Origin of the sequence: Micromonospora yasonensis (assembly GCF_026013475.1) — a bacterium.
Classification (GTDB): Bacteria; Actinomycetota; Actinomycetes; order Mycobacteriales; family Micromonosporaceae; genus Micromonospora; species Micromonospora yasonensis.
This window is the reverse complement of record NZ_JAPDPH010000270.1, coordinates 1-8,417: the sequence shown is the minus strand read 5'-3', so window position 1 is coordinate 8,417 and position 8,417 is coordinate 1. Positions and strand designations below refer to the sequence as shown.

9 protein-coding genes are annotated in these 8,417 nt (G+C 73.5%); 3 read left to right on the top strand and 6 right to left on the bottom strand.

Translation table 11 applies throughout. The features are described from left to right. Positions 1-53: 53 nt before the first annotated feature. The 6 genes from ONA70_RS32300 to coxB are packed head-to-tail and all read right to left on the bottom strand — an operon-like array spanning position 54 to position 5,321. A complete protein-coding gene (locus tag ONA70_RS32300; protein ID WP_265010277.1) occupies positions 54-443 on the bottom strand; it encodes a c-type cytochrome in 390 nt (129 codons plus the stop codon). Beyond that, positions 440-1,333: a cytochrome c oxidase assembly protein gene (locus ONA70_RS32295; protein ID WP_265010276.1), complete on the bottom strand. Its 894-nt coding sequence runs from the start codon at positions 1,331-1,333 to the stop codon at positions 440-442. Before ONA70_RS32295 ends, ONA70_RS32300 begins: the two co-directional genes overlap by 4 nt. Beyond that, positions 1,321-1,719 (bottom strand): hypothetical protein, encoded by a 399-nt coding sequence (locus ONA70_RS32290; protein WP_265010275.1) that lies wholly within the window; start codon positions 1,717-1,719, stop codon positions 1,321-1,323. Before ONA70_RS32290 ends, ONA70_RS32295 begins: the two co-directional genes overlap by 13 nt. Beyond that, a complete protein-coding gene (locus tag ONA70_RS32285; protein WP_265010274.1) occupies positions 1,719-2,345 on the bottom strand; it encodes a cytochrome c oxidase subunit 3 in 627 nt (208 codons plus the stop codon). The genes ONA70_RS32290 and ONA70_RS32285 overlap by 1 nt, the downstream gene beginning before the upstream one ends. After that, the gene (gene ctaD / locus ONA70_RS32280) at positions 2,342-4,270 is read right to left on the bottom strand and encodes a cytochrome c oxidase subunit I (protein ID WP_265010273.1); all 1,929 of its coding nucleotides are present in this window, start codon (positions 4,268-4,270) and stop codon (positions 2,342-2,344) included. Before ctaD ends, ONA70_RS32285 begins: the two co-directional genes overlap by 4 nt. Positions 4,271-4,286: 16 nt before the next feature. Next, the gene (gene coxB / locus ONA70_RS32275; protein ID WP_265010272.1) at positions 4,287-5,321 is read right to left on the bottom strand and encodes a cytochrome c oxidase subunit II; all 1,035 of its coding nucleotides are present in this window, start codon (positions 5,319-5,321) and stop codon (positions 4,287-4,289) included. 132 nt (positions 5,322-5,453) lie between these two features. Here coxB and ccsA point away from each other — a divergent pair, with 132 nt between their 5' ends. From ccsA to ONA70_RS32260, 3 genes are all read left to right on the top strand, one after another. Continuing rightward, entirely contained in the window at positions 5,454-6,230 is a 777-nt protein-coding gene (gene ccsA / locus ONA70_RS32270) for a cytochrome c biogenesis protein CcsA (protein ID WP_265010271.1), read from the top strand. Then, entirely contained in the window at positions 6,227-6,637 is a 411-nt protein-coding gene (locus tag ONA70_RS32265) for a cytochrome c maturation protein CcmE (RefSeq protein WP_265010270.1), read from the top strand. Before ccsA ends, ONA70_RS32265 begins: the two co-directional genes overlap by 4 nt. After that, positions 6,627-8,417: heme lyase CcmF/NrfE family subunit (locus tag ONA70_RS32260; RefSeq protein WP_265010269.1), on the top strand; the 1,791-nt coding region annotated here is incomplete at its 3' end. The genes ONA70_RS32265 and ONA70_RS32260, both read left to right, overlap by 11 nt.

Sequence of the window (8,417 nt, the reverse complement as noted above, 5' to 3'; positions counted from 1 at the left end):
CGCCCCGGGTGCCACCACCGGCGCCTCGACCGGTTCGTCCCCGCGCTCACGACTCAGTCCAGGGTGTACAGGTAGGCGGCGATGTCCTGGGCGTCGATCGGACTGACGCCCAGGTTCGGCATGGCGTTGCCGGGCACGACCGCCTGCGGGTCGGTGATCCAGTGCTGCAGGTTGTCGGCGTTGTTCACGAGCTTCCCCGCGATGTACGAGCGAGACCCGAAGCGGGTCAGGGGCGGGCCCACGAGGCCGTTGGCCTGATCGATGCCGGGAATGGTGTGGCAGGACCCGCAGCCGTACTGGGCGATGAGGGAGGCGCCCCGGTTGGCGTTGCCGGCGCGGACCTCCGGCGGTGGCGGCGGGTTGGTGTGGGCGCAGCCGGGCACGGCGAGAAGCAGCGGCAGCGCCACCAGCAGGAACCAGCGGTGTGGAATCCGGCGGGTCATGGCACGACTCTTCCGGGCCGGGCCGGCAGGCGGCTGCGGGACTCGGGTGAGGTCACCCGCTCGGGGCGCTGCCGTTGCAGGCCGACGAGCCAGCGCAGGAACACGGTCAGGCTGGCGACCAGCACCGCCACGTCCATCGGCGCCCACATGAGCAGGCCGGCGAGCTGCTGGTCGGCCAGCGGGTCGGGCCCGAGGACCGCCACGGGATAGATCGGCCGCGGCGCGAAGGTCAGCACCGCCCCGAGCGCGGACGCCGGCAGCATGGTGCCGATCAGCAGCAGCACCGCGGCCGGGGCGGGCAGCCGGTGCCGGGGTGCGCCGAGCAGCGGCGCCCAGAGCAGCCAGGCCGAGCCGAGGAAGCAGGCGTGTTCCACGGCGTGCACGACCGGCTGCTGTTCGGCCGCGAGGTAGGGCCCGGGCAGGTGCCAGAACCACAGCACCACGGTCTGGATCCCGCCCGCGGTGAACGCGAGCACGGCCGGTCGCCGTAGCCAGCGGACGGGTCCGGCGGCCCGGAGCCGGGCCAGCCACCGGCGGGGCGCCGCCGGGCAGGCCAGGGTCAGCGGCAGGCCGGCGGCTCCGGCGGCGAGCAGCGGGCCGGCGCCGAGCAGCAGCAGCATGTGCTGGGTCATGTGCCCGGCGAAGGACCGCTGCGCCGCCGCCGCGAGCGGCCCGTCCTGCGCGGCGAGCACGCTCAGCAGGCCGGCCCCGAAGGCGGCCACGCGCCAGCCGGGCAGCACCCGGCCGAGGCCGCGGCGTGCCCACAGCTCGTGGGCCCCTCGGCCGTAGCCGGCGGCGAGCAGGGCCAGCGTGGCGGCCAGCAGCATGGCGAGCAGGCCCGCGCCGACGTCGTCCCCGCCGGTCGGCCCGGTCGCGGTCAGCGCAGGCATGGCGGCAGCACCAGCAGGGCGGCGCCGCCCAGCACGATGATGGCCAGGAAGAGGAGGTTGGACCAGATGGCCACCACGGCGAGCAGCCGGCTGCGCCGCACCGGGTGTTCGTCCAACCCCTCCGGTGGATGGGCGGTGCGCCGCCAGACGAGCGCGGCGGCCAGCAGAGCGCCGACGGTCGCCAGCGCGGGCAGCACGACCGCGATCGCGACGACGGCCTGCAGGGGTAACGCCCCGATCCGCTCCCGGCCGCTGGCGCAGGTCAACTCGTCCACGCCCCAGGCGGCGAACAGGTGCACCGCCCAGGCGACCGCCCCGCCCAGCACCGCGTACCAGAGCAGCAGCCCGCCGGCCAGGCGTGCGCGAGGCCCGGGGTGGGCGCTCATCACAGCCTCGGCGACAGGTAGATGGTGAACAGGATCGCGGCCCACACGACGTCGACGAAGTGCCAGTAGATCGCGGCGTTGCGGACCCGGTCGTGGCGGTGGGCGCCGAAGCTGCCCCCGCGCAGGGAGGCGGCGAGCAGCCAACTGATCATGGTCAGCCCGACCAGCACGTGCAGGCCGTGGAACCCCGTGATCACAAAGAACAGCGAGCCGTAGGCGTTGGTGGTGATGGTGAACTCGCGCAGCTTGTCGGCGTACTCGCTGGCCTGCAGGATCAGGAAGGTCGCCCCCATCACCAGCGTGGCGGCCAGCCCGGCACGTAGCCGCCAGCGTTGGCCCTTGCGGATGCCGTGCTCGGCCCACACCACCGGCAGGCTGCTCGGCAGCAGCACTCCGGTCATCACCAGCGGGACCAGCAGCTTGGGCTTGCTGATGTCGCCCGGCGGCCACGACCCGCCGTGCTGGAACCGCAGGTAGAAGTAGCTGCCCAGCAGGCAGGCGAACAGGGTCGCCTCGGTGGCGACGAACATCACCATCCCCCACCAGCCGGTCGACCGGCCCACCGGAAGTTCGGTGGTCAGCGCCTCGGTGCCGGTGGCCGCGGCGATGCCGCCCCGGGTGCTCATGTGCTCACCCCGAGTTCCCGCTCCGGCCGCCGGGGCGGCCAGAGCCAGACGCCGATGGTGGCCGCCACCACGACCACGGCGGCGATGGCGACCGGGTACCAGGCGAACAGCATCGTGGTGAAGAAGACCAGCAGCGCCAGGGCGAGCACCAGCGGTTGCAGGGACGCCTCCGGCATCTCCACCACCCGCTCCCGCCGGCCGTCCAGTTCGCTGGTGAACAGTGTTCGGCGCCCTTCGGCGAGGATCCGGTCCTCGGTGGCTCCGGCGCCCATGGACTCCCGGCTCGGCTCGTCCCAGGTCGGGTGCAGGCTGTGCACCTCGGGCAGGACCGGGAAGTTGTACGGCTTCGGCGGCGACTCGGTCGACCACTCGAGGCTGTCGCCGCCCCAGGGGTCGGGCGGCGCCGGCCGGCCGCGTCGGATGGCGTGCACCACGCCGATCAGCACCAGCAGCAGCCCGATCGCCAGCAGGTACGACCCGATGGTGCTGACCAGGTTCCACGCGTCCCAGCCCGGCTCGCTGCGGTAGGTGTAGACCCGCCGGGGCATGCCGAACAGCCCGTACAGGTGCATGGGGAAGAACGTGACGTGCATGCCGGCGAATACGAGCCAGAACGCCCACCGGCCGAGTCCTTCGTGGTACATCCGGCCGGTGATCTTCGGCAGCCAGTAGTAGATGCCGGCGAGCATCGGGAATACCGCCCCGCCGATGAGGACGTAGTGGAAGTGGGCCACCACGAAGTAGGAGTCGGTGACCTGCTGGTCGAACGCGGTCAGCGCGAACATCGCCCCGGTGAACCCGCCGAGCACGAACGTCACGATGAAGCCGATCAGGTACAGCAGCGGCACCTTCAACACCAGCCGGCCGAGCGCCATGGTGGCGAGCCAGGCGAAGATCTGGATCCCGGACGGGATGGTGATGATGCTGCTGGCCGCGCTGAAGAAGCTGTACGACAGGCGCGGCAGTCCGGTGGCGAACATGTGGTGCACCCAGACGCCGAACGAGATGATCGCGATGGTGACGATGGCCAGCACGATCAGCGGGTAGCCGACCACCCCGCGGCGGGTGAACGCGGGCAGCACCGCCGAGACGATGCCGAGGGCCGGCATGACGATGATGTACACGTCGGGGTGCCCGAAGATCCAGAACAGGTGCTGCCAGAGCAGCACGTTGCCCGCGGCGCCGGGGTCGAAGAAGTGGGTGCCGAAGCGGCGGTCGAGGAAGAGCATGGCGTTGTCGAGGTTCAGCGCCGGCAGCGCGAAGATCACCATGAAGGCGGTGGCGACGATCGCCCAGACGAACAGCGGCACCCGGTTCAGCGACATGCCGGGTGCGCGCAGCTTGAGCGCGGTGACGATGAAGTTGATCGAGGCGGCGGTGGTGGCGATGCCGAGGAACAGCAGGCCGAGGCTGTAGACGTCCAGGTGCAGGCCCGGGGTGTTCACCCGCTCGGTCAGCGGCACGTAGGCGAACCAGCCGGCGTTGGGCGCGGCGCCGAAGGGCAGACTGACCCACATGAACAGCCCGGCGAGCAGGAACACCCAGTAGCCGAACGCGTTGAGCTTCGGGAACGCCATGTCCCGGGAGCCGATCATCAGCGGGACCAGGAAGTTGCCGAAGCCGAAGAGCATCGGGGTGGCGAACAGGAAGATCATCGCCGTGCCGTGCATGGTGAACAGCTGGTTGTACTCCTGCGGGGACAGCAACCGCGACTCCGGCCGGGCCAGCTGCGTCCGCATCGTCAGCGCGCTCACCCCGGCGAGGAAGAAGAAGAGCCCGGCGGTGACCAGGTAACGCCGGCCGATCCGCTTGTGGTCGACCGTGCTGAACCAGGAGCGCAGGGAGGGGCGTTCACCCCAGTGCTCCTCCAGTAAGGTCAGGTCCTGCCTGCTGGCGCCGGGCGCCGGCGCGGCGGTCGTGGACATCGATGCCTCCCTCCGCTCACTTCAGGGACCGCAGGTAGGCGATGAGGTCCGGCAACTGGCCGGGGTCGACCGGCTGTGGCGGCATATAGTTGCCCGGCTTGACCGTCTGCGGGTTGGCGATCCAGCCGCCGAGGTGGCCCCCGTCGTTGGGCACCGCCCCGGCGCCGATGCTCCAGCGGGAGCCGACGTCGGACAGGTCGGGCCCGATCCGGCCGTTCGCGCCGGTCCCCCGGATGGTGTGGCAGCCGGCGCAGCTGCCCTGCACGAACGCCGCCTGCCCCCGCCGCTGGGCGTCGGTCTGCGGGGCGGCGGCGGGCGCGGCGAGCCGGGCCACCCAGGCGTCGAAGTCCTGCCGGGGTTCGGCGACCACCAGGAAGGCCATGTGGGCGTGCTGGGTACCGCAGTACTCCGCGCACTGGCCGCGGTAGCTGCCCGCCCGGTCGGCGTGCAGCCACGTCTCGCGTACCTCGCCGGCGATCAGGTCGGTCTTGGGCATCAGTTGCGGCACCCAGAAGCTGTGCAGCACGTCCGCGGTGCGCAGCCGGACCCGCACCTTCTCCCCCACCGGGATGTGCAGCTCGTTGGCGGTGGCGCCGGCACCGCCCTGCACACGTACCTCCCACCACCACTTGTGGCCGGTGACCTCGATGGTCGGGGCACCCGGGTCGGGGCCGTCGCCGAGCGCGGCGAGGTCACGCAACCCGATGGCGTAGACCGTCACCAGGATCACCAGGGGTATGCCGGCACCGGCGATGGTGACGAAGCGCAGCGGCTGCCCGTGCCGGACCCGGGCGTCGCGCCGGCGGCGGAACAGCAACGCCCAGGCCAGCACCGCCATGACCTCGACGAAGACCGCGATGGAGATCCAGAACAGCAGCCACCACAGGTTGGCGACGCGTCCCGCACCGGAACCTGCCGGGTTCAGCGCGGACGGCGCCCCGCCGGAGCAGCCGGCGAGGGCCAGCCCGCCACCCAGCAGCACCACCGGGAGGAGGCGCCGCCGCCAGAGCTCCGATCTGGAGCGCGTCGTCACGTCGCGTCTCGTGTCCACCGGCACCGACCATAGCCAATTCTGACCTACATGTAGCCCATTACGTTATTTGGGGCCGAATTCGCCTCATTGCGGCTTAGGGTCGTGTTCAGGAAGCAGCGGGCAAGCGCCGCCGGCGCGGACAGGAAGATCATGCGAACCACCACCGTGGACCTGACCGCCGACACCGCACGGGGAGCCGCCGCGCGTCGGACGACGGCGTGGACCGCCGGCGGCCTCGCTGTGGCCGCCGGCCTCACGGGTGGACTCCTGGCGCCGACCGACGCCACGCAAGGTCAGGCACAGCGGCTGATGTACCTGCACGTGCCCGCCGCGTGGGTGGCCTACCTGGCGTTCGCCGCGGTACTGGCCGCCAGTACGGCCTACCTGATCCGCGGGGACCTGCGCTGGGACCGCCTCGCCCGCGCCTGCGCCGAGATCGGCGTCGCGCTCACCGCCGTGGCCATCGGCACCGGAGCGTACTGGGGACACCTCGTGTGGGGCACCTGGTGGGCCTGGGACTCGCGGCTGGTCAGCACCGCGCTGCTGTTGCTGGCGTACACCGGGTACCTGGCCCTGCGCCGGGCGCTCGCCGAACGAACCGGCGCTGCCGACGGCGGCGACCGGCGGGTGGCCCGCCCGGCGGCGGTCGCCGGCGTCGCCGGCTTCCTGCTCGTCCCGGTGGTCCACTTCTCGGTGATCTGGTGGCGCTCGTTGCACCAGCAGGCCACCATCCTCGCCCCCGAGCGGCCACCGATCGACCCGCGGATGGCGTTGGCGCTGCTGCTCGCGGTGGCAGCGGCGAGCGCCGGGGCGCTCCTCGTGTTGGCCCACCGGATGCTTCGGCTCGAGCGCCGCCTCGGCGGCCCGACGGTGCCACCGGCACCGCGCACCCGTACCGGCCGACGCACGCCGGCGCGGGTGCGATGATCCGACGACCCGGACGCCTCGCGCTGGTCGCGGTGCTGCTCGCCGCCGGCGGCCTGCTCGTGACCAGCGCCCTGCGCGACACGCTCACCTACTACCGCACCCCGAGCGAGGTGCTCACCGACCCCGATGCCGGCCGGGACCGCGTCCGCCTCGGCGGCGAGGTCGTTCCCGGCTCGCTGCGCCGCGACGGGGAACTGGTGGTGTTCCGCCTGGCCGACGCCGGCCACCAGGTGACCGTACGCCAGCGTGGCGTGCCACCGGAGACCTTCCGCGAGGGCGAGGACGCGGTCGTCGAGGGACGCCTGGGCGTCGACGGCGTGTTCGACGCCGACCAGGTGGTGGTGCGCCACGGCAACGAGTACCGGCCCTCCTCCCCCGCCCACCCGGAGTCGCCCGATGCTCGGTGACCTCGGCACCGCGGCCCTCGCCGCCGGCCTGCTCGCCGCCCCGCTCGCCGCGTTGCTCTGGCTGCGGGTGGCCCTGGTCGGCGCGCCGGCCCGGCCCGCCCGGCTGGCCACCGGCGGCGCGCTGCTCGCGGCCGCCGCGGCGTGCGCGGTCCTCGAGGCGGCGCTGCTCGGCCACGACTTCAGCGTGCGGTTCGTGGCCGAGAACGGTGGCCGCCACGTCCCCGTCTACTACACGGTCACCAGCCTCTGGTCGGCCATGGACGGCTCCCTGCTGCTCTGGCTGCTGGTCCTCGGCGGATACGGCGCCCTGCTCGCGCGGGCCCGGCGACCCGACCGGCTGCGCGCGTACGCGATGGTCGTGGTCAGCGTCGCGACCACCTTCTTCTTCGCCCTGTCCGCGTTCGCCGCGAACCCCTTCCGCGCGGTGGACCCGGCGCCGCTCGACGGCCCGGGCCCGAACCCGCTGCTGCAGCAGCACCCGGCGATGGGCGTGCACCCACCGCTGCTGTACGCCGGCTACCTCGGCATGGTGGTGCCGTTCGCGCTGGCGCTGGCCGCGCCGCTGGCCGGGCGGACGGGACGGCACTGGATCCGGGTGGCCCGACCCTGGGCGCTGGTCGCCTGGTCCGCGCTCACCGCCGGCATCGTGCTGGGTGCCTGGTGGTCCTACGCGGTCCTCGGCTGGGGCGGCTACTGGGCCTGGGATCCGGTGGAGAACGCCTCCCTGCTGCCCTGGCTGACCACCACCGCCTTCCTGCACACCAGCCTGGGCGGAGGTCGCGGGCGGGAGCGCTGGAGCAGTGTCCTGGCCTGCGCCGGCTTCCTGCTGGTGCTGCTCGGCACCTTCCTCACCCGCTCCGGCGCCGTCGCCAGCGTGCACGCGTTCACCGACTCGCCGCTCGGACCGCTGCTGCTCGGCTTCGTCCTGCTGGCCGTCCTTGCCGCCACCGTCCTCACCGGTCGCCGCCAACCGGCACCGGCCCGCGCGGCCGCCCCGCTGTGGTCGCGGCGCACCGCTGTGCTGGCCAACGCCGTCCTGCTGGTCACGGTGGCCGCCGCCGTGCTGATCGGCACCGTGCTGCCGCTGCTCACCGAACCGCTCACCGGCAGCCAGGCCAGCGTCGGCACCGGCTACTACCAGCGGACCGCCGTGCCGCTGGCCGTGGTGATCCTGCTCCTGGCCGGGGTCACGCCCGCACTGCGCGACCGGGACCCGGCCGGCGCACGGCGCCGCCTGGCCCTGCCCGGCGCGGCGGCGCTGGCGACCGTGGCCGGGGTCGGCCTGCTCAGCCGGCCCGGGCCGGCGGCGCTCACCGCGTTCGGCGCCGCCGCCTTCGTCCTCACCGGCCTGGCCGCCCAGGTCGTCACTCGTCGGCGGCGGGCCGGCCCGGCCCTGGCCGCCGTGCTGGCCCACGCCGGACTCGCCGTGCTCGCCGTGGGCGTCGCCGGTTCGTCGGCGTACGGGCGGGCCGACGAGCGGACCCTGCGGGTGGGCGAGACGCTGCGGGTGGCCGACGTGTCGGCCCGGCTGGTGTCGGTGCAGCGCGGCGCACCGGGCGGCCGGATGACGGTGCGGGCCGAGTTGGCGGTGTCAGCCGGCGGTGCCACCCGCACGGCCGCCCCGGCGCTGCGGTACGACCCGGCCCGGAACACCGCCGTCACCGTGCCGGCGATCGACGACGGCCTCCGGCGCGACGTCTACCTCACCCTCATCGCCGTGGCGGGCGACGGCGGCAGCGCGACCGTACGCCTGGCCGTGAACCCCGCTCGGGGGGGCGTC

Excerpts from the sequence above, each read along its gene's own strand:
- ONA70_RS32300 (WP_265010277.1), bottom strand. The coding sequence starts at position 443 with ATGACCCGCCGGATTCCACACCGCTGGTTCCTGCTGGTGGCGCTGCCG.
- ONA70_RS32295 (WP_265010276.1), bottom strand. The coding sequence starts at position 1,333 with ATGCCTGCGCTGACCGCGACCGGGCCGACCGGCGGGGACGACGTCGGC.
- ONA70_RS32290 (WP_265010275.1), bottom strand. The coding sequence starts at position 1,719 with ATGAGCGCCCACCCCGGGCCTCGCGCACGCCTGGCCGGCGGGCTGCTG.
- ONA70_RS32285 (WP_265010274.1), bottom strand. The coding sequence starts at position 2,345 with ATGAGCACCCGGGGCGGCATCGCCGCGGCCACCGGCACCGAGGCGCTG.
- ctaD (WP_265010273.1), bottom strand. The coding sequence starts at position 4,270 with ATGTCCACGACCGCCGCGCCGGCGCCCGGCGCCAGCAGGCAGGACCTG.
- ccsA (WP_265010271.1), top strand. The coding sequence starts at position 5,454 with ATGCGAACCACCACCGTGGACCTGACCGCCGACACCGCACGGGGAGCC.
- ONA70_RS32265 (WP_265010270.1), top strand. The coding sequence starts at position 6,227 with ATGATCCGACGACCCGGACGCCTCGCGCTGGTCGCGGTGCTGCTCGCC.